The 18,267-nt window shown below is 59.3% G+C and carries 22 protein-coding genes and 1 tRNA gene; 13 read left to right on the top strand and 10 right to left on the bottom strand.

Translation table 11 applies throughout. The features are described from left to right. Positions 1-43: 43 nt before the first annotated feature. On the bottom strand, positions 44-877 hold the full coding sequence (locus AC1DUP_RS11050; RefSeq protein WP_113508452.1) for a class I SAM-dependent methyltransferase: 834 nt from the start codon (positions 875-877) through the stop codon (positions 44-46). A gap of 195 nt (positions 878-1,072) precedes the next feature. Beyond that, positions 1,073-1,756, bottom strand: a complete 684-nt coding sequence (locus AC1DUP_RS11045) for a winged helix-turn-helix transcriptional regulator (RefSeq protein ID WP_113296045.1) — start codon at positions 1,754-1,756, stop codon at positions 1,073-1,075. A 326-nt stretch (positions 1,757-2,082) separates the two neighbouring features. Between AC1DUP_RS11045 and AC1DUP_RS11040 the strand changes: the two genes are divergently transcribed. The 4 genes from AC1DUP_RS11040 (at position 2,083) to AC1DUP_RS11025 (ending at position 5,571) form a co-directional block, all read left to right on the top strand. Further along, positions 2,083-3,027, top strand: a complete 945-nt coding sequence (locus tag AC1DUP_RS11040) for a Bug family tripartite tricarboxylate transporter substrate binding protein (RefSeq protein WP_113296046.1) — start codon at positions 2,083-2,085, stop codon at positions 3,025-3,027. Then, positions 3,024-3,515 (top strand): tripartite tricarboxylate transporter TctB family protein, encoded by a 492-nt coding sequence (locus AC1DUP_RS11035; RefSeq protein WP_477832662.1) that lies wholly within the window; start codon positions 3,024-3,026, stop codon positions 3,513-3,515. The genes AC1DUP_RS11040 and AC1DUP_RS11035 overlap by 4 nt, the downstream gene beginning before the upstream one ends. Positions 3,516-3,609: 94 nt before the next feature. After that, positions 3,610-5,127: a tripartite tricarboxylate transporter permease gene (locus AC1DUP_RS11030; RefSeq protein WP_115036311.1), complete on the top strand. Its 1,518-nt coding sequence runs from the start codon at positions 3,610-3,612 to the stop codon at positions 5,125-5,127. Between the two features lie 273 nt (positions 5,128-5,400). Continuing rightward, positions 5,401-5,571, top strand: a complete 171-nt coding sequence (locus AC1DUP_RS11025; RefSeq protein ID WP_007822797.1) for a hypothetical protein — start codon at positions 5,401-5,403, stop codon at positions 5,569-5,571. Positions 5,572-5,699: 128 nt separating this feature from the next. Here the strand turns inward: AC1DUP_RS11025 and AC1DUP_RS11020 are convergent, their stop codons facing one another. Continuing rightward, positions 5,700-6,794 carry a DUF475 domain-containing protein gene (locus AC1DUP_RS11020; RefSeq protein WP_113310324.1) on the bottom strand — a complete coding sequence of 365 codons (1,095 nt, stop codon included), beginning with the start codon at positions 6,792-6,794 and terminating at the stop codon, positions 5,700-5,702. On the opposite strand from AC1DUP_RS11020, the gene AC1DUP_RS11015 reads away from it, so the two are divergent. The 4 genes from AC1DUP_RS11015 to AC1DUP_RS11000 all read left to right on the top strand — a co-directional run bounded on the left by AC1DUP_RS11015 (position 6,780) and on the right by AC1DUP_RS11000 (position 8,495). Further along, complete coding sequence (locus AC1DUP_RS11015) at positions 6,780-6,917, top strand: hypothetical protein (RefSeq protein ID WP_162748555.1); 138 nt, start codon at positions 6,780-6,782, stop codon at positions 6,915-6,917. The two genes, AC1DUP_RS11020 and AC1DUP_RS11015, sit on opposite strands and share 15 nt — an antisense overlap. A gap of 247 nt (positions 6,918-7,164) precedes the next feature. Then, a complete protein-coding gene (locus AC1DUP_RS11010; RefSeq protein WP_113296050.1) occupies positions 7,165-7,407 on the top strand; it encodes a hypothetical protein in 243 nt (80 codons plus the stop codon). A gap of 37 nt (positions 7,408-7,444) precedes the next feature. After that, a complete protein-coding gene (locus AC1DUP_RS11005; RefSeq protein ID WP_477832661.1) occupies positions 7,445-7,621 on the top strand; it encodes a hypothetical protein in 177 nt (58 codons plus the stop codon). Positions 7,622-7,778: 157 nt separating this feature from the next. After that, positions 7,779-8,495 (top strand): hypothetical protein, encoded by a 717-nt coding sequence (locus AC1DUP_RS11000; protein ID WP_115036312.1) that lies wholly within the window; start codon positions 7,779-7,781, stop codon positions 8,493-8,495. A gap of 21 nt (positions 8,496-8,516) precedes the next feature. On the opposite strand, the gene AC1DUP_RS10995 is transcribed toward AC1DUP_RS11000, so the two are convergent. The 4 genes from AC1DUP_RS10995 to cpdR1 form a co-directional block, all read right to left on the bottom strand. After that, positions 8,517-9,005: a hypothetical protein gene (locus AC1DUP_RS10995; RefSeq protein WP_477832660.1), complete on the bottom strand. Its 489-nt coding sequence runs from the start codon at positions 9,003-9,005 to the stop codon at positions 8,517-8,519. A gap of 109 nt (positions 9,006-9,114) precedes the next feature. Continuing rightward, positions 9,115-9,459, bottom strand: coding sequence for a Rap1a family protein (locus AC1DUP_RS10990; protein ID WP_162747040.1), 345 nt, complete (start codon positions 9,457-9,459; stop codon positions 9,115-9,117). 196 nt (positions 9,460-9,655) lie between these two features. Continuing rightward, positions 9,656-9,730: transfer RNA gene (locus tag AC1DUP_RS10985), tRNA-Val, on the bottom strand. A gap of 84 nt (positions 9,731-9,814) precedes the next feature. Then, positions 9,815-10,177 carry a response regulator CpdR1 gene (cpdR1, locus tag AC1DUP_RS10980; protein ID WP_003542883.1) on the bottom strand — a complete coding sequence of 121 codons (363 nt, stop codon included), beginning with the start codon at positions 10,175-10,177 and terminating at the stop codon, positions 9,815-9,817. Between the two features lie 189 nt (positions 10,178-10,366). Between cpdR1 and AC1DUP_RS10975 the strand changes: the two genes are divergently transcribed. Further along, positions 10,367-11,251 (top strand): N-formylglutamate amidohydrolase, encoded by an 885-nt coding sequence (locus tag AC1DUP_RS10975; protein ID WP_113310321.1) that lies wholly within the window; start codon positions 10,367-10,369, stop codon positions 11,249-11,251. A gap of 250 nt (positions 11,252-11,501) precedes the next feature. After that, on the top strand, positions 11,502-12,275 hold the full coding sequence (gene hisN, locus AC1DUP_RS10970) for a histidinol-phosphatase (protein WP_113310405.1): 774 nt from the start codon (positions 11,502-11,504) through the stop codon (positions 12,273-12,275). A gap of 60 nt (positions 12,276-12,335) precedes the next feature. Here hisN and AC1DUP_RS10965 read toward each other — a convergent pair whose 3' ends face one another. Continuing rightward, positions 12,336-13,307, bottom strand: a complete 972-nt coding sequence (locus AC1DUP_RS10965) for an alpha/beta hydrolase (protein ID WP_113310320.1) — start codon at positions 13,305-13,307, stop codon at positions 12,336-12,338. Between the two features lie 237 nt (positions 13,308-13,544). Here AC1DUP_RS10965 and AC1DUP_RS10960 point away from each other — a divergent pair, with 237 nt between their 5' ends. Together AC1DUP_RS10960 and AC1DUP_RS10955 are read left to right on the top strand one after the other, a co-directional pair. After that, positions 13,545-14,069: a hypothetical protein gene (locus tag AC1DUP_RS10960; RefSeq protein ID WP_113296056.1), complete on the top strand. Its 525-nt coding sequence runs from the start codon at positions 13,545-13,547 to the stop codon at positions 14,067-14,069. A 324-nt stretch (positions 14,070-14,393) separates the two neighbouring features. Continuing rightward, on the top strand, positions 14,394-14,864 hold the full coding sequence (locus tag AC1DUP_RS10955) for an Hsp20 family protein (protein WP_113296057.1): 471 nt from the start codon (positions 14,394-14,396) through the stop codon (positions 14,862-14,864). Between the two features lie 90 nt (positions 14,865-14,954). Here AC1DUP_RS10955 and AC1DUP_RS10950 read toward each other — a convergent pair whose 3' ends face one another. Then, positions 14,955-16,001 (bottom strand): bile acid:sodium symporter family protein, encoded by a 1,047-nt coding sequence (locus AC1DUP_RS10950; protein ID WP_115036315.1) that lies wholly within the window; start codon positions 15,999-16,001, stop codon positions 14,955-14,957. Positions 16,002-16,052: 51 nt separating this feature from the next. Here AC1DUP_RS10950 and AC1DUP_RS10945 point away from each other — a divergent pair, with 51 nt between their 5' ends. Next, positions 16,053-16,907 (top strand): LysR family transcriptional regulator, encoded by an 855-nt coding sequence (locus AC1DUP_RS10945; RefSeq protein WP_113508534.1) that lies wholly within the window; start codon positions 16,053-16,055, stop codon positions 16,905-16,907. A gap of 145 nt (positions 16,908-17,052) precedes the next feature. Here the strand turns inward: AC1DUP_RS10945 and AC1DUP_RS10940 are convergent, their stop codons facing one another. Next, entirely contained in the window at positions 17,053-18,105 is a 1,053-nt protein-coding gene (locus AC1DUP_RS10940; protein WP_477832659.1) for a threonine aldolase family protein, read from the bottom strand. Positions 18,106-18,267: the final 162 nt, after the last annotated feature.

The following is an 18,267-nucleotide window of genomic DNA, read 5'->3' as shown; positions in this document are numbered from 1 at the left end:
CGAACCTCGCCCTTTCGCAGCGATGTGGCCGCAATAGCTGCAATCAGCCTTTGCGTATCACCACTTCCAGATATTCAGCCGGCACGACCATGGTGCCATCCTTGGCGCGGTTGAAGCGGGCGATGAGCGCAAGAAAATCCTTCTCAAGCGCCACCTTGCCGGGCTCTGGCAGAGCTTCAAAAGCTTTGTGGACAGGGCCATACCAGGTGCGGAACACTTCCAGCCAATGCTCGGGCGAGCGGTAGCGGAAATTGTACATGAGCGACGTCGCCTCGATGCTGGCATGGCCTCCGAACATTTCTTCCAGCCTTGCCTTGGTCCCCCACAGCGCCGGCGACCTGACGCCCTGCATTGGCGGAATATGCTGGCCTATCGTCTTGAAGACCTGGCCGATGAAGCTCTCCGGAGTCCAGTTGGCCATGCCCATGCGCCCGCCCGGCCGGCAGACGCGCAGCATCTCCCTTGCTGCCTTGTCCTGATCCGGTGTGAACATGACGCCGAAGGTGGAGACCACGACATCGAAGCTTGCGTCCTTGAACGGCAGGGCTTCGGCGTCGGCCTGCTGGAACTCCACCGCCAGGCCGTTCGCCATCGCCCGTTCTCGGCCGCGCTCCAGAAGTTCAGGAACGTAGTCGGTCGAAGTCACCTCGGCCCAGCGCCTGGCGGCGGCAAGCGTGGCATTGCCGTTGCCGGCGGCGATATCGAGCACCTTTTCGCCGGACCGCAGGTCGAGGGCTTCGCAGAGGCTTTCACCGACGATCTGCAGTCGGGCCCCGATGACGGAATAGTCGCCGGATGCCCAGGCGACCTGCTGGCGCGACTTCAACGCGGCGAAATCGGGTGCGGGCCGTGTTGCGGTATTAAGCGTGGTTTGCATGGCATGTCTCCTCTCATGTCGGCGAGCACAGGCTGTTGGTGCGATCGCTCGCCGGTTTTGCAATGATATTCAGGTGTATGCGCAGCGTTCGACCGGCTTCTGGAAGCGTCTCAGGTCGGCTTACACGAGATCGTGCCTCGGGATGTGCGATAGGCCTAGTGTAGAAAATGGACCGGGACCGGTACAAAAAATGGATCAGGCGGCTGCGTAGGAGCTGCGCACCATCCAGTTTCCGATGCTTGCGGCAAGTGACGTATCGCCGATGAAGGAGATGCGCTCCCCGGCGATCTCCATATCGAGACTGGAATGCCCCATCCAGGCCGAGGTCATCGCCTTCAAATCGGCGGTGACGAAGAGATCGACATCGTAACCTGGATCCGTGAGGCAGAGGTCCACAGGCGTGCCCAGCCGCGCCACCAGCCAGTAATGCCGTTCGTCGCGCGGCAATTCGGGATAGGTGAACTGGATAACGCTGCGCTTGCGCAAGGGCAGGGCGGCGGCATTGACCTTGCGGCGCATGTTCCACATCAGAATGCGGGCATCAAGCTTTTCGAGCGTTACGTTGGCGTCGATATTGCGATGCGCCCAAGTGCCGAGCGCGTGCACGATCGGCTCAAGCTCGTTGGCAATCTCGGTGGTCTTGTAGGCGATCTCGCCGGTCGTACGGTTTTCCGAGCGGGTGACGAGACCGTTTGCCTCCATGTCACGCAGCCGCTTTGCCATCAGGGTCGGCGACATTCCCGGCACGCCGCGCCGGATCTCGTTGAACCGCGTGGAGCCGGACCACATTTCGCAGAGTAGCAGCAAGGTCCACCGCGGCTCAAGCAACTCGCACGCCTTGGAAACCGGACAAAACTGGTTGTAACCGCCATTTGCCATCGGATCGCCCTCCGTGGCCGAGTATCGGCCAAGTTCCTGAGGGCGTCCAGTACGGACAATGTATTAATCCAGTCGCCTTTCGCGGGCAGATAGCCGAATTACGGCAAAAAAGTGTCTTGCCGCACTGGATATCCTGATGATGTCAGCTAAATGACAGCTTCATATGATGGCTTGGGCTACTTCCTTTCCGTGGAGGCGGAGAGTTGAAGAATTCCGGGAGGACTTCCGCTCGCTATCAGGACAATTGCGTCCACCGATCGGTGATCTCTCCTCATTTTCAAAAATAGCACTGGCGGTCCGCTCAGCCGCAGCACGGAGGACACATCGTGAAGCACACTTTCATCGCAACTCTTTTGGCAGCGGCTATCGCGCTGCCGGCCTATGCGGCCGATTACACAATCATCGCTCCGGCAGCGCCCGGCGGCGGCTGGGACCAGACGGCCCGCTCGCTGCAGACGGTGCTGCAGCAGGAGGGCATTTCCAAAAGCGTCCAGGTTCAGAACGTACCGGGCGCAGGCGGCTCTATCGGCCTTGCCCAGTTCAGCAGCCAGAGTGCGGGCAATCCGAACGCTCTCATCGTCGGCGGCTATGTCATGGTCGGCGCGTTGCTGACCAACAAGTCGGTCGTCACGCTGAAGGACGTCACCCCGATCGCCCGTCTGACCGGCGAATATGAAGCCGTCGTCGTTCCGGCCGCGTCGGATATCAAGACACTTGCCGATCTCGTCACCAAGCTGAAGGCTGATCCGGGCGCCGTTTCCTGGGGCGGCGGTTCTGCCGGCGGCACGGACCATATCGCCGTCGGCCTGATCGCCAAGGCTTCCGGCGTCGATCCGACGAAGATCAACTATGTCGCCTTCTCGGGCGGTGGCGAAGCACTCGCTGCTATCCTCGGCGGCCAGGTCACCGCCGGCATTTCGAGCTACAGCGAGTTCGAATCGCAGGTCAAGGCCGGCACGTTGCGCCTGCTCGGAGTTTCCAGCGATGCCCGTATCGCCGGTGTCGATGCCCCGACCTTCAAGGAAGCCGGTACCGACGTGACCATCCAGAACTGGCGCATGGTCGCTGCCGCTCCGGGCCTGACCGATGAAGAAGTCGCCTCGATCGCTTCCGACTTCGACAAGCTGCACAAGTCTGCCGCCTGGCAGGAAACTCTGAAGACCAAGGGCTGGGCCGACACCTACCTCGCAGGTGACGAGTTCAAGGCGCAGCTCGAAAAGGATGTCTCCGCTACCGAAGGCATTCTCAAAGATATTGGTCTCGTTCAATGAGTGAGGCCGATACCTCATCGGCAATAAAGCGCCGCCCTGATTGGGCGGCGCTGATCATTGCCGTTTTCCTTATCGCCGTCGCTGTCGTGGTGTTCTGGGATGCGTCGCATTTGAAGACGATCGCGCAGTATGACCGCATCGGCCCGTCGACTGTGCCGAAAGTCGTCGCTCTCGGCCTCTTCTGTCTTGGTATCTGGACGGCGATCGAAGCCTGGCGCGGGGACTTTCCAGAGCGTGAGCATCAGGAAGTGGCACCTGTCATCTGGGTCATCGCGGGCCTTGCCGGGCAGATGCTGCTCCTGCGCACCGCCGGCTTCTCGATCGCGACAGGCGTGCTCTTTGCGCTGACGGCGCGCGGTTTCGGCAAGCGGCAGATCTGGTTCTCGCTGCCGATCGGCATCATCATGAGCTTCATTGTCTGGGCGATGTTCTCGCAGCTGCTGCAGCTCACCTTGCCGGCCGGCCCGCTCGAACACCTGTTCTTCTGATAGCGCTCGCCTCGCGGCTAGGCGCTTTCAGTTCTTTTGCTTTTTGCGCGGACGGTCCTGTGCCCCCTCAGGAGCCGCCGCTTGGGATAAAACCATGAGCACATTCGAATTCCTCTGGCAGGGCATTCTGGTTGCTGGGCAGCCGATCAACCTGCTCTACGCCCTCATCGGCGTGACCCTTGGCACAGCTGTCGGCGTACTGCCGGGTATCGGCCCGGCGCTGACCGTGGCGCTGCTCTTGCCTGTCACCTACAAGCTCGATCCGGGCGGCTCGCTCATCATGTTTGCCGGTATCTATTACGGCGGCATGTATGGCGGCTCGACCACTTCGATCCTTCTGAACACGCCGGGTGAAAGCGCCTCGATCGTCACTGCACTCGAGGGCAACAAGATGGCGCGTGCAGGCCGTGGCGGACCGGCGCTGGCGACGGCGGCCATCGGCTCGTTCGTCGCCGGCCTTATCGCCACGCTCGGCCTTGCCTTCATTGCCCCCTATATCGTGAAACTGGCGTTGATCTTCGGTCCCCGCGAATATTTCGCACTGATGGTGCTGGCTTTCGTGACCGTCTCTTCGGCCTTCGGGGATTCGGCGTTGCGTGGCCTTACTTCGCTCTTCATCGGCTTTGCGCTCGCCATGGTCGGCATCGACCAGCAGACGGGCCAGGCGCGCCTTTCCTTCGGCATTCCCGACCTGCTCGACGGTATCGAAGTGACGACGCTGGCTGTTGCCATGTTCGCCATTGGCGAGACGCTCTACATCGCCGCTCAAGGAAAGCGCGGCGAGGACAAGGTGGAAGCGGTTCGTGGCTCGCTCTGGATGAACAAGCAGGACTGGGCGCGTTCCTGGAAGCCGTGGCTGCGCGGCACGCTCATCGGCTTCCCCATCGGCGCCATGCCGGCGGGCGGTGCGGAAATCGGCACGTTCCTCTCTTATGCCACGGAAAAGCGGCTGTCGAAGAACCCCGAGGAGTTCGGCCATGGCGCCATCGAAGGCGTTGCCGGTCCGGAAGCTGCCAACAATGCCTCGGCCGCCGGCACGCTGGTGCCGTTGCTGACGCTCGGCCTGCCGACGTCTGCGACGGCGGCGATCATGCTCGCCGGCTTTCAGCAATATGGTCTGCAGCCGGGTCCGCTGCTTTTTGCAACCAACCCGCAGCTCGTCTGGGGTCTCATCGCCAGTCTGCTCATCGCCAATGCGATGCTCTTGGTGCTGAACCTACCGATGATCGGCCTCTGGGTTCGCCTGCTGACGGTTCCGAAGCCGTGGCTTTATGCCGGCATCCTACTGTTTGCGACACTCGGGACCATCGGGGCAAACCCGTCGGTTTTCGAACTCGGCATGCTGCTCGCTTTCGGTGTGCTCGGCTATGTCATGCGCATCTTCGGCTATCCGATCGCGCCTGCCGTCGTCGGCCTCATTCTTGGGCCTCTGGCAGAGCAGCAGCTTCGCAGAGCGCTCTCGATCAGCCAGGGTGATGTGACCACGCTCGTCATGTCACCCATCGCCTGCGGACTGCTGATTGTCGCGGCTGCGGCCTTCCTGATTCCGCTGATCCTGAGATTGCGGGGCCGCGGCCAGGTTCTCTCGCAGCTCGCGGCGAATGAAGACTAAACCAAAAAGACAACCTGACCCCTAATTCAGGCCGGCCGTGGCGACATGGCCGGCCTTTTCTTTGTGATTTGTCATTTTTGTCGGCATCTGGAAGTCCATGCCTCGTAAGTGTAGGAATTATAAAAGAAACTTTCCATATTGCTGAGTTCTGTTCTTTCGCCGGCGAAAGAAATATGCGCTTTTTGCATAGCTGCGGTGATTTCCTGCGCGTTGTGGGTGCATGCAGCTTCCCCCATCTATAGGGGGTCAACCAAAGAGCGAGAGGAAAAGAAGATGTCCGCTTTCAGAAAGTCGATCCACAATGGTTTCCTGGCCCGTGCCTTTGCAGCGCTCGGTGCCGCGAACGCAGTCAGCGCCGCTGTCGAAGGTGGCCGCAAGCCGCGCGCCCGTGACCTGCAGGAGCTTGGTATCGATCCGGTAAGCTTCGGCCGTGTCATCCGGTAAGACGCGGCGAATGCATAGATTGAATATCAAAGTATCTATTGAATGAATGAGCCCGCAACCGTTGGTCGCGGGCTTTGTTTTTTGAGACTATGCGAGCCGCAGCGCCAGACCGCCGCGGCTTTTGACTATCAGGCGTGCAGGCGCTCCCGCTCGGGGACATCAGCTTCTTTCTGACGTTCCTGCCTGTTGTAGCGGATCGAGGACCAGAGCGAGATGCCGATGAGCGCCGCGCCGCCAAGACCGGTGATGACTTCAGGAATGTGCGTCAAGGTCTGCACATACATGATCACCGAGAGGATCAGGATGGCGTAGAAGGCGCCGTGTTCCAGATAGCGGTATTCGGCAAGCGTTCCCTTTTCCACCAGCATGATCGTCATGGAGCGTACGTACATGGCGCCGATGCCAAGGCCGATGGCGATGATGAACAGGTTCTGCGTCAGCGCGAAAGCGCCGATGACGCCGTCGAAGGAGAAACTGGCATCCAGAACTTCCAAATAGATGAAAGCGCCGAGGCCGCCCTTTGCCGCCTCACTCATCGCACGCTGCGAAGCATCGAGAAGACCGCCGATGACTTCAACCACCAGGAAGGTCACGAGACCGTAGATGGCGCAGTAGACGAAGGTGGTCGCGTCTTCGCCTTCCAGGAGATAGGAGAACAGCAGGATGAGCAGGAGCACGAAGGCGATCTCGATGCCCTTGACGGCGGCCGAACGCGCCATCATCCGCTCCAGCGAGCCGATCCAGTGGACTTCCTTCTCCTGGTTGAAGAAGTAGGAGAGGCCGACCATCATCAGGAAGGTGCCGCCGAAGGCTGCGATCGGCAGATGCGCGTCGTTCATGATGCGGGCATATTCGGCCGGTTCACGCGCCGCCAGTACGAGTGCTTCCCATGGGCCTATCTTTGCCGCGATGGCGACAATTGCCAGCGGAAAGACGATGCGCATGCCGAAAACGGCAATGACGATACCCCATGTCAGGAAGCGCTGCTGCCAGACAGGGGTCATTTCCTTGAGTTTGTTGGCATTGACGATGGCATTGTCGAAGGAGAGCGAAATCTCCAGAACGGCCAGCACGGCGCAGATGAAGAAGATGGTGGCCATGCCACCCAGCGTGCCTGTCGACTGCCAGCCGAGGAATGCGCCGAGCGCGAGGCCGAGCGCGGTGACGATGAAGGCCCAGCGGAAATAGCCGAGCGAGGATTTTTGGGATTGAAGCTGGTTCATGGCTGCACCTCGCAGCCGCAAACCGTTTCTGAAGAGATGGTGAAAGCAGAAAACCGCATACCATCAAGGGCATGCGCGTTTGGCATGGTGAGTTTTTTCATCGATGAAAAATCCGCCGGCTGATTTGCAGGCGGTACCGACATCACGAGAGCGCCGTAAAAACTCTCGCCAGAGGGGCCCGGCACCAGGGTTCCCCCGCAGCCGATGTCTGGATGAGGCGGCGGGTGCATCACTAGGTAGTGATGTTACGGCGCCAGTCAAGATGCCCGTTCGAGCAGAGTTGGCGATTTCTTTGGAACCATGCGGTCCCTCGCTCGTTACGATCTAGCTGAGCCGATGAAAACATCTCAGATACTCTTAAAGGAGGGCGATGATGCATAATTCGACCCATGTTCCCGATAAGCGCACGGAAGCCTCCGACCGCATGAAGCGGGCGAAACCCAACCGTATGCAGAAGGCACAGGTTCTGCCTCCGCATCAGGTGGATCTGACGTTGACGCCGGGGGTTCTCCACGACATTCACGTGCCGGCGCACGTGACCGGCAGCGACCTCTCCAGGGGTGGGCCTGATATCAAGAGCGACGATCCCAACGTCGCTAAGCCCGTTCGCTGAAAACCAGTTCCGCAACCGACAAGCCAGTGAGATACGAATGACGATCAACCTTGTGCCGCGCGATATCTTCATCCAGCACGAAAATGAGTGGCAGGCCGTGCGCGAAGCGGCCGAACGCCGGATCGATGTCGGCAAGCGCCAAACGCCATCCGTGCCGCCGAGTGGACAAACTGCAAAACCCGCTGTTGTACCTTCGGCAGCGCAAGGCTGCTGAGCACATAGCAGAGTTTGAATGATACGCCCGGCCCGGTGCCGGGCGTTTTCGTTTCCGGTGGATTCCTGCTTGGGAAACCGATCCTGGGCTATGCCTTGCCAACCTTTCCGAAAGGATTGAGCAGCGATAATCCGGCCCATTCAAGGGAATCGGATCGATGGCCAAGACAGCGACACGCGGCCGCCGCAAGGCGCCGGCAAGAAGAAAGAACACCGCATCCTCCGGCGGCGCTCTGCCTTGGATGGTGATCGGCCTCGCTGCGGTGGGTACTATTGCCGCCTACGACAACTGGAATAGCATCCGCCCGATGCTCGGCAAGGCGCCGGCTGCAATCGTCCGCGATACGGCCGATGCCAAACCGCAGGCAGCCAAGGAGGCGCCGAAGCAGGTTGCCGTTGCGGCACCTGCCGCCAAGCCGCGGCAGACAAACGATCCTGTGCCACCCGCTGCAATCCCCTTCACCTCCTCCGCTCCAGTGCCGACGGCGAAGATCGTGCCAGCCTCCATTTCCCCGGCCGCTTCGGAAACCGCCAAGGCTGCTTTCGGATATTGCGGGCAGGGCGAGCATATCAACTGCGTCGGCGATGCCGGCACCTTCTGGTACAAGGGTGAGAAGATCGTCGTCGCCGATATGGTGAGCCCGGATGTCGACCGCGCGCGCTGCGAAGACGAACGGAAGATCGCCTTTGCCGCCAAATCACGGCTGCTCGCGCTGCTGAATGCAGGTCCGTTCAACATGGATGCCGCCGGCAAGTCGGATGACCGGGGTGCACCGCGCGTCATTTCGCGCGACGGACGCTCCTTCGGTATGCGCCTTATCAACGAGGGCTTGGCGAGGAAGCCGGGATCTGCCTCAGGCTCCTGGTGCGCCTGAGGCCGTCAGTCCAACGATCTCTTATTTTCCACCATTTTTCCGTGCCGGCGCCTTGCCACTGGTGCGGAAGCTGCCCGTAAAGGCCGAATCCTTGCTTTCCGCCGTGCATTCGATGGCTATCGGCTTGCCGGCATAGGGGTTGCCGAAGGTGCAGAAGCCGGCAACCTTCACTTCACCCGTCATCTTGTTGCCGACGCCAGTGGTGACGAGGCTGAGGGGCAGGCGGGCGTTGCCATTGGATGCAGGGTTGATGCCCTTTCCATCGCCCTGGAAGCCCAGCAGCTTGCCTTCAGAGGTGAAGATGAAGGTCACTGTGCCGTTGACCAGTGTAACGCTTGCAAGCTCTCCCTTGCAGCCCTTCGTGGCATCGAATTTGGCGACGACGAGCTTCTGACATTTACCGGAGAGTGCGATGACGCCCGGCGCGCCCGGAAAATTGTCCTCCCCCTGCGCTGCCGCCGCAAAAGCGAGAGTGGAGAAGGCGGCGATGCCAAGCGCTGATAATTTCATTTCGATTCGAACCCCATGTCCTGACGAGGCGAATCAGTGCCTCAGGTCCATTATCGCGCATGGCACGGCTCTGTGTCTGAATTTGGTTTCGGTGCGACCTCTTATCCTGTCAGCAGGGATACATTCGCTTGAGCGACGTGAGCAGGACGTAGGGATAAACCTGGAATGTTTCCTCGCCGGTATCTGGGTGCATTTCCAGATATTTCTTCACAATGGCAACATATTCGGCGTTTGAAATCGCGCGGTCCCGCGGTGGGCAGTATAGCCGCGGTTGGCCTGCATCCTTGAGTTCGTCGTTTACAAATAAGAGTGTCAGTCCAGCTGCGCCTATCAGCATTTCGACGACACTCGTCTGCTTGCTTTCCATCAGCGTGCGGAACTTCATATCTTCCTTTGCGGAAGCCGGGCTCGAGCTCAGCACCAACAGCAATATCAATCCAACAGTGATTTTCATGCGCACCCCCAATGAGGGAGAGCGAAACAACATTGCAACCGGTTGGTCAAGCCTTCCCTCGGGGGAAGTCTGCAGGACTGCTTTGTGATTGAGTTGCAATGCTGCGCAGGCGTGAGATGATTTGCGAACCGCAAATCGCCAAAATGAAAAAGGCCTCTCGATTTCTCGAAAGGCCTTGCTTTTCAGCAAATTAGGATGGTGGGCGTGACAGGGATTGAACCTGTGACCCCTACGATGTCAACGTAGTGCTCTCCCGCTGAGCTACACGCCCATCCGATGGCGGCGCATAGATCACAAAACCTCCGGAGCCGTCAATAGGCTTTTTTGAAGTTTTGTGACGAGCCGCCAAGAAGCCTTATGCGGCAAGCATCTTGTTGACCTCGTCCACGAGATCGCGCAGGTGGAAAGGCTTGGAAAGGACCTTTGCATCCTTCGGCGCCTTCGAATCAGGGTTCAATGCAACGGCCGCAAAGCCGGTGATGAACATCACCTTCAGGTCCGGATCGAGTTCGGTCGCGCGGCGTGCCAGCTCGATGCCGTCCATTTCCGGCATGACGATGTCGGTCAGCAGCAGCGAGAAGGGCTCCTCACGCAGGCGGTCATAAGCGCTAGCGCCGTTGTCGTAGGAAAGGACCTTGTATCCGGCCTTTTCGAGCGCCTTCACGAGGAAGCGGCGCATGTCGTTGTCGTCTTCGGCGAGAAGTATCTTCTGAGTCATTAATCCGGACCGCTGATCACTGATGTTTTATGGGATACCAGCCATCTACACTAGACTTCGCCCGGTAAACAACCGGTGAAATCGCCCTAGCCGCGACTGCTATCCCCTGTATGTAGTATGGACTTAAGGGCAGGCAACTGGCAACATGGTCGTCACAGCCACTTGATGACATGGTAAAGAGGGCAGAAAGTGCCGGAAATACGCGAATACGAGCTTTTTGAAGTGCATGAGCCCGTGTCGCAGACCATTCCCTTCGTCTACAACTCCCCTCACAGCGGCCGTATTTATCCACCGGAATTCATCGCGCAGTCCCGGCTGGAAGGTATCTCGATACGCCGTTCCGAAGACCACTATGTCGATGAGTTGTTCGGCGCGGCTGTGGATCTCGGCGCGCCGCTGTTACTTGCGAATTTCCCGCGCGCCTATCTCGACGTCAATCGCGAGCCCTATGAACTTGATCCGCGCATGTTCGACGGATTGCTGCCGCCCTATGCGAATATCAACTCGCTAAGGGTTGCGGGTGGACTCGGCACCATCCCGCGCATCGTGGCCGAGAATATGGAAATTTATGCACGCCGGCTGCCCGTTCAGGAAGGGCTGGAACGTGTCGAAAGCGTCTACAAGCCCTATCACTCGACGCTCAGGCGGCTGATTGCGCGCACGCATGTGCAGTTTGGTTTCGGTGTTCTGATCGACTGCCATTCCATGCCGGGTAATGTGCGCGTTGCCGGCAGCAATGCGCGGCCCGATTTCATCATCGGCGACCGTTACGGCACCAGCGCTTCGGCTGAGCTGTCGCGCACGGCGATTGGTATCCTTGAGGAAATGGGTTTTGCGGCGATCCGCAACAAACCCTATGCCGGCGGTTTCATCACCGAGCACTACGGCCGCCCGTCACGCGGGCTTCATGCGTTGCAGATCGAAGTGAATCGCTCGATCTATGTCGACGAAGTGACACTGGAGAGGCGTTCCGATTTTTCCACCGTCGTAACGGCGATTACATCCTTCATGCAGCAGATGGCTGACTATGTCGAGAAGTTCGCTGGCGACCACCGGGCGCTTGCAGCCGAGTAACTCCTGCTTTCAGATCAAAAAAAACCGCGCTTTGTCAGCGCGGCTAAGTCTAGGGAGGAAACACCCAAGGAGGGTATTTACAGTCAGAAGACTGTAGGTCGGAAACTACTGCTGCATTGCACAAATGTCAAGCAATATATTGCGCTGCAAAATCTTTAGGCAGCTAACCGGAAATTGCCTGTTGCATTTGCATTCCACCGGTTTTTCGCTATGAAAAACGCCATCTCCCGCCAGCTATATGGATTTCTCCATGCTTCCTGACCGTGCGTTCTTCAACCGTCTCGCCGAAGCTGCCAAGGCGGAAACCCTGCCGCGATTTCGCTCCAGCATCGATGTGACCAACAAGCTGTCATCGGGTTTTGATCCCGTCACGGAAGGCGACAGGGCGGCGGAGACGGCCATTCGCGCGCTGATCGAGGCGCATTTCCCCGAACACGGTATTTTGGGCGAAGAGCACGGCAGTGTCGGCCTTGACCGAGAACATGTGTGGGTGATCGACCCGATCGATGGCACGCGCGCCTTCATCTCCGGCGTCCCGGTCTGGGGAACGCTGATCGGCCTGCAGAAGAACGGCCGGGCGGTTGCCGGCATGATCGAACAACCCTTCACCGGCGAGCGTTATTTCGGCGACGAGAATGGTTCGACCTATAGCGGGCCGGAAGGCGAGCGCCGGCTGCAGGTACGCGATTGCGGAACGGTGTCCAAAGCCATCCTTTTCACCACCTCGCCGCATCTATTCGTTGGCGAGGAAATGGAGAAGTATCGGGAGATCGAAAGCCAGGTTCGGCTCTTCCGGTACGGCTGCGATTGTTACGCCTACGCACTGCTGGCGGCAGGCCATGTCGATCTCGTCATCGAAAACAACCTCAAGCCCTATGATGTCGGCGGGATCATCCCCGTTATCGAGGGCGCCGGCGGCATCATGACCACCTGGGATGGCGGGCGGCCGGAAAACGGCGGCTCGATCATCGCTGCCGGCAGCAGGACGGTCTACGAGGAGGCGATCGCCATTCTCCAGCGCTAAAGCATGTCGCGCAAAAGTGTGCAGCGGTTTTGCGATAACGACATGCGTAAAATCGCAGCTTCAGACGCCGATCGCCGTCACTTCTTCGGTCGCTTCGGCATCGCTACCGGGAATGAAGGCGTTAAAGGCGGCAAGGGCGGCGGTGCGATACATATCCCTTTCCTGGAATATCTCGTGGCGGGCGCCATTGATCGGCACGAGCTGACCGGCGCGGAAATAGCGCGAAAGCCGCTCCTGCGCCGTATAAGGCACCAGGCCATCGCGTGTCGGTGCGATGACGACAGAGGGGATGGTGATCGAAAAGAGATGGTAGGGCTCCGTCACCCGATCGATCGCCTTCATGCACTCATGCATCCACCGCGCAGTCGGCGCTCCCAGCGCAAGTTCCGGATGTGACTTCACCACGGCAATGTTGCGCTCGAAGCGCGTTTCGTCCGACGTAAGCAGATTATCGGGGAATTGCAGCTCCTTCATTTTTCCGAGCGGCAGGCCGCCGAGGCCGATGGCGCAGAGCGCGGCCGAAATCGTCCGGATGACACCCTCAGACGCAGATTGCCCGCTGAGGCCGAGGAAGGGTGCCGAAAGCACCATGCGCTCGATGCGTGTCGAAAGGTAGGGGGCGGCGGAAAGGGCGATCAGCGCGCCGGTGGAATGGGCGAGCAGATAGAAGGGCAGGCGCGTATCCGGCAGCACGACCTTCTCGAGGAAGGTATCGAGGTCACGCTCGTAATCCGCAAAGCGGCGGATGTGGCCATGGTTGCGCTTCTTGATCAGCCTGGGCGAGCCGCCCTGGCCGCGCAGGTCGAAGGTCGCGACCCAGAGGCCCTTGGCGGTGAGATCGCGGATCGTCTCGAAATACTTTTCGATGCATTCGCTGCGCCCGTGCAGGAGGACCACCGTTCCATGGGCGATCGGTGTCTGCGACCGGAAGACGGCGTAACGCAACCTATGGCCGTCGTGGGTCTCGAAAAAACCTTCGGTGCGGTTCTCCGGCGTCGGATTGTCTGGGGTCGAGTAAAGAACCTGTTCCATAGGCAGAATGTTTCTTCGCGTGAGAGATATACTAGGGGATACCGCAGGGGCCAGGAAAATCAACGGCCAAATTGCCGCTTAATATAAGCTAACTATAATACATTAAGATCTTTCTATATGGCAAGCTTCGCGAAAGCAGAGACACGCTATGGTTAGTGCGAACGAAAGATTTGTTCCGGCATGAGGCCGGTTATCCGCACGTTCATGACTGAAGATTGGGGCGCCGGGAGGCTGGCCATGAATTCGGTTTCTTCCGTCGGGTCTGTCAATTCCGGCGTCCGCCAATCAACCGGTCCGGAGCGGCCGGAGTCCGTTCTCGACTATCTACAGTCGGATTATCTCGATATCGATCCGCCGGAAGCGCATCTGGCGATCCTGAAGCTTTTCAGCGACAATCCGAAGTCACAGGCAGCTTTCGCGCGGGAATATGCTGCACTCATGGCAATGCCGCAGAATTCCGGCATCTCACCGGAAAATGGCCAGTTTCTCGCGCTCGAGCAGATGATCATTGATAACCGCGACGCCTTTCCGGCAGCGGGGTTCACGATCAGCACGAAGCTGCCGGGCGGCGGTTCCATCGTTGCCGAAGTGCCGCCCTCAAACAGCGGCGGCAAGGAGAGCGGCAGTCCTTTTTCGATATTTTCGAGCAGCGATTCAGCCGCGTTGTCGCGCATCATCAGCGCTCTCATGCTCAGTCATCAGGATGCCGCGGCTGACAGGCTGGATGCGACGCAGGATCAGTTTGCAGAGCTTTATGCCTGAAGAAAAGAGGCCGGCGGAGCTGAGGGAGCCCTTGGCCGGCCGAATTTAGGCTGAAGAAGAAGGGACGATACACTTCAACCTTCGGGCTAGTGTCACCCGATGTTTTATCTCTGGACCTCAGCGCCTGAACCTTTGCCGAACCCGTCATTCATACAGGGTTCACGCAGCAATGCGGGTGCTTTGAAGAAGGCCTTGAAGTCTCAGAAAGCCATCCCCATCTGAACTTTGCGGACGCCAGAAGGGTCCGCGCAACCGTCCCGAAGCCGCCAAGAGTGGGGTTTCAGGGCATGATATCGCAACACGTCGCTTCCCTAGGAGGACATCATGCGTCACGTAGACTTCTCTCCCCTTTATCGTTCCACTGTCGGTTTCGACCGTCTCTTTACCATGCTCGACAGCCTCTCCCAGCCGGAGCAGGTTCCGAGTTATCCGCCGTACAATATCGAGCGGACCGGTGAGAACACCTATCGCATCACGATGGCCGTTGCCGGCTTTGATGAAACCGAACTCTCCATCGAATCGCATGCCCACGCGCTCATCGTGAAGGGTGAAAAGCGTGAAGAAAATGCCGATGGTAGCGAGTTCCTGTATCGCGGCATCGCAAAGCGCGCCTTCGAGCGCCGCTTCCAGCTTGCCGATCATGTCGAAGTGACCGCCGCTTCGCTGAAGAACGGCCTCCTGCACATCGACCTTCTGCGGAGCATCCCGGAGGCTCTGAAGCCCCGCAAGATTGCTATTGCTGCTGAGCCGGTCGACGCTCCGAAGGCCATCGAAGCGCAGGTCGTCAACAGCTAATCCGATTTAACGGATCAGACGCGAACGGCGCCCGTGAGGGCGCCGTTTTTGTTTGTCTTTGTGTTTGTTGGAGGAGGCCTTTGGCTGGTGTCAGGCCGGGCTGGCGGCTTCTTCCAACTGCTTTTCGGTGGCGCGGCGCGCCGCAGCGGCTGCATATTTCTGGGCGATGACGGCGCAGACCATCAGCTGGATCTGATGGAAGAGCATCAGCGGCAGCACGATTGCCCCAATCGACTGCCCGGCGAAGATAACGTTTGCCATCGGAACGCCGCTTGCGAGGCTCTTCTTCGAGCCGCAGAAGGTGATGGTGATTTCATCTGCCTTGTTGAAGCCCAGCCAGCGGCTGCCATACATGGTGATGATCAAAACGAGAGCCAGCAGCACCATGTCGGCGATGATGACGGCGGCGATGTCGGCTATCGTGAAGGTATGCCACAGTCCTTCGACAACCGCCGTCGAGAAGGCCAGATAGACGACCATCAGGATGGAGCCGCGATCGACGGGCATGAGAATCTTCTTCTTCGAGCGGATCCATTCGCCAATCCAGGGCTGGAGGATCTGGCCTACGACGAAGGGGGCCAGAAGCTGGAGCAGGATCTGTTCGAGTGCATCGAAGGAAAAGCCGCCATGGCCGCCGACCGAGAAGAGCAGGCCGACGAGCAGCGGCGTCAGGAACATGCCGAAGATGTTGGAGGCCGAAGCCGAGCAGATCGCCGCCGGCACGTTGCCGCCGGCCATCGAGGTGAAGGCGATCGAGGACTGCACCGTCGACGGCAGCACGCAGAGGAAGAGAATGCCGAAATAAAGCGGCTGCGGCAGGATCGAATTCGGAATGAAGCCCATCCCCAGGCCGAGAATCGGGAAGATGCCGAAGGTCGTCAGCAGGATGATCAAATGTAGACGCCAATGCAGCAGGCCGGCGATGACGACATCACGCGAGAGGCGTGCGCCATGCAGGAAGAACAGCAGCGCGATCGCGAAATCGGTCGCCACGCCAAACCAGCCGGCGAACGTGCCGCTCGCCGGGAAGATCGAGGCGAGTATGACGGTGCAGACGAGCAGGATCGTGAAGGTATCGGGCAAAAAGCGGCGCATGACAGTCTCGCTGAATAAATGAGTCATTGTTTTGTCGCTCATTATGATCCAGGATGCAAGGAATAACAGTTATTACAAATCTGGATCATCATTATGCTGGACCTTTCGCAGCTTCGCAGTTTCGTCACCGTCGAGCAAATGGGCAGCTTCACGCTTGCCGCCGAAAGGCTGGGGCTCGGACAATCGACAGTCAGTCAGCACATACAGAGGCTGGAAACCTCGCTCGGGCGCCGGCTGCTGGAGCGCGATACGCACAAGGTCGTGCTGACCGGTGATGGCGAGGCCTTGCTTTCGCATGCCCGCGCCATGCTGTCGATCGAAGGGCAGGTACAGTCGCTGTTCAGGAGCGGCAGCCTGCGCGGACGCCTGCGGTTGGGCGTCTCCGAGGATTTCGTGACAAGCCAATTGCCGGCGGTTCTGGAAGACTTCGTGCGTTCACATCCCTCGGTCGATCTGGAATTGACGGTCGCGCTGTCGGGCGTGCTCTATGAAATGCAGGATGCGGAAGCGATCGACCTCGTACTTGCCAAGCGGCGGCTTGGTGACGTGCACGGGCGGCTGGTCTATCGCGAGCCGCTGGTGTGGTTGGCGCGTGATCCGGAGCATGTACTTGCATCCGGTCCGCTTCCCTTGATCGCTTTCCCGCCGCCGAGCGTCACGCGCGCCATTGCACTGGAAGCACTCGGCCGTCACGGCGTAGCCTGGCGCATCGTTTGCACCTGCGGGAGTTTGAGCGGGCTGACGGCTGCTGCGCGTGCCGGCATGGGAGTGCTCGTCCAGCCGCGCAGCATGGCGCCCGCGGGATTGAAGGAAATCGCCTCTGGCAGATTGCCGGTGCTGGAGGATGTGGAATTTGTACTCGTACCGCGAAAGGGGGCCGATCAGGCCCTCGTGGCGGCACTTTCCGATGATATTTTGAAGAAAGTCAGGGGTTTGCGGTCGGCCTGAGCACCTTCAATCAAAATCCCGCCGGAGCGGGCGGGATTTTCTTTTTCGAAATTAGAACTCTACGGCCAAAACGCACTGGCGGCGCGGACCGCAGTAGCGGCCGGAACACCGGCTCTTTCGGACAAGCGTTCCGGCAGTTGGCAAATCAGGCCGAGAGGCACTTCAGGAAGCCGTCGACATCGGCCTCGGTCGTTGCAAAGCTGGTGACGAGACGGACCAGCGTTTCGCTCTCCGAAGCGAGGTCCGGCATGCCGGCCGGGATCGGCCACTCGTAGAATTTTGCGCCTTTGTCCTCAGCCGTCTTTGCCGCTGATTTCTGAATGACCGCGAAAACTTCGTTTGAAGCGGTCGGCCAAACGAGCCGAGCCGAGTTGCTGGCCCCGATACCGGCGCGCAGACGGTCGGCCATGCCGTTGGAGTGGCGGGCGAGATCGAGCCAAAGGCCGTTTTCGAAATAGGCATCGAACTGGGCGGAGATGAAGCGCGACTTGGAGAAGAGCTGGGCGGCGCGCTTGCGGATGAAGGGCATTTCCTTCGCCTGATCCGGATTGAAGAAGACGATCGCTTCCGCGCACCAGCAGCCGTTCTTGGTGCCGCCAAAGGAGAGGATGTCGACGCCACGTTTCCATGTCATTTCGGCAGGCGTTGCGTTCAGTGCGACGAGCGCATTGGCGAAGCGGGCGCCATCCATGTGCAGAGGCAGATTGCGCTTCCTGGCGATGGCGGAAATTTCGCCGATTTCCGGCAGCGAGTAGACAGTGCCGATTTCGGTCGCCTGGGTAATGGTAACAGCGCTGGCGCGGCCGTGATGGACGGCATCCTCGGGGAAGGCGGCAATCTTTGCGGAGAGTGCGGCCGGGTCGATCTTGCCGAAATCGCCGGCGACCGGCATCAGCCGAGAAGAACCGGAGAAGAACTCGGGGGCGCCGCATTCGTCCTGGATCGCATGGGCTTCCTGATGGCAGAAAGTGATGCCGCCGGGGCGCTGTACGCTCGCGAGCGAGAGCGAGTTGGCGGCTGTGCCTGTCGCCACGAAGAAGACCGAGACCTCACGCTCGAAGATTTCAGAGAAGCGAGCTTCCACCTTTTTGTCGAGGTCGCTATTGCCATAGGCGGCAGCGTATCCGGGGGATTCAGCCAACAGGCGCTCGGCAATGGATTTATGGGCGCCAGCCCAGTTATCGGAAGCAAAAAACATGGGAGAAACCATTGGAAAAGATGGGGCAGGAGGTTCGGACGGGGACATTACGCCAAAGCTTAACAGGATCAAGGGCGGAAGTCGGGATGCATCACAGAAATTGAACTGCGCAATCAATAAACAAAATAATGCAGTGTTGTGTAATTTTATGTCGCGCTTTTC

Source organism: Rhizobium sp. 01L419, assembly GCF_056400025.1.
Note: the sequence above shows the minus strand (reverse complement) of the source record. Positions and strands in the feature narration are given on the sequence as shown.

Excerpts from the sequence above, each read along its gene's own strand:
- AC1DUP_RS11050 (WP_113508452.1), bottom strand. The coding sequence starts at position 877 with ATGCAAACCACGCTTAATACCGCAACACGGCCCGCACCCGATTTCGCC.
- AC1DUP_RS11045 (WP_113296045.1), bottom strand. The coding sequence starts at position 1,756 with ATGGCAAATGGCGGTTACAACCAGTTTTGTCCGGTTTCCAAGGCGTGC.
- AC1DUP_RS11035 (WP_477832662.1), top strand. The coding sequence starts at position 3,024 with ATGAGTGAGGCCGATACCTCATCGGCAATAAAGCGCCGCCCTGATTGG.
- AC1DUP_RS11030 (WP_115036311.1), top strand. The coding sequence starts at position 3,610 with ATGAGCACATTCGAATTCCTCTGGCAGGGCATTCTGGTTGCTGGGCAG.
- AC1DUP_RS11025 (WP_007822797.1), top strand. The coding sequence starts at position 5,401 with ATGTCCGCTTTCAGAAAGTCGATCCACAATGGTTTCCTGGCCCGTGCC.
- AC1DUP_RS11020 (WP_113310324.1), bottom strand. The coding sequence starts at position 6,794 with ATGAACCAGCTTCAATCCCAAAAATCCTCGCTCGGCTATTTCCGCTGG.
- AC1DUP_RS11010 (WP_113296050.1), top strand. The coding sequence starts at position 7,165 with ATGATGCATAATTCGACCCATGTTCCCGATAAGCGCACGGAAGCCTCC.
- AC1DUP_RS11005 (WP_477832661.1), top strand. The coding sequence starts at position 7,445 with ATGACGATCAACCTTGTGCCGCGCGATATCTTCATCCAGCACGAAAAT.
- AC1DUP_RS11000 (WP_115036312.1), top strand. The coding sequence starts at position 7,779 with ATGGCCAAGACAGCGACACGCGGCCGCCGCAAGGCGCCGGCAAGAAGA.
- AC1DUP_RS10995 (WP_477832660.1), bottom strand. The coding sequence starts at position 9,005 with ATGAAATTATCAGCGCTTGGCATCGCCGCCTTCTCCACTCTCGCTTTT.
- AC1DUP_RS10990 (WP_162747040.1), bottom strand. The coding sequence starts at position 9,459 with ATGAAAATCACTGTTGGATTGATATTGCTGTTGGTGCTGAGCTCGAGC.
- cpdR1 (WP_003542883.1), bottom strand. The coding sequence starts at position 10,177 with ATGACTCAGAAGATACTTCTCGCCGAAGACGACAACGACATGCGCCGC.
- hisN (WP_113310405.1), top strand. The coding sequence starts at position 11,502 with ATGCTTCCTGACCGTGCGTTCTTCAACCGTCTCGCCGAAGCTGCCAAG.
- AC1DUP_RS10965 (WP_113310320.1), bottom strand. The coding sequence starts at position 13,307 with ATGGAACAGGTTCTTTACTCGACCCCAGACAATCCGACGCCGGAGAAC.
- AC1DUP_RS10960 (WP_113296056.1), top strand. The coding sequence starts at position 13,545 with ATGAATTCGGTTTCTTCCGTCGGGTCTGTCAATTCCGGCGTCCGCCAA.
- AC1DUP_RS10955 (WP_113296057.1), top strand. The coding sequence starts at position 14,394 with ATGCGTCACGTAGACTTCTCTCCCCTTTATCGTTCCACTGTCGGTTTC.
- AC1DUP_RS10950 (WP_115036315.1), bottom strand. The coding sequence starts at position 16,001 with ATGAGCGACAAAACAATGACTCATTTATTCAGCGAGACTGTCATGCGC.
- AC1DUP_RS10945 (WP_113508534.1), top strand. The coding sequence starts at position 16,053 with ATGCTGGACCTTTCGCAGCTTCGCAGTTTCGTCACCGTCGAGCAAATG.
- AC1DUP_RS10940 (WP_477832659.1), bottom strand. The coding sequence starts at position 18,105 with ATGTTTTTTGCTTCCGATAACTGGGCTGGCGCCCATAAATCCATTGCC.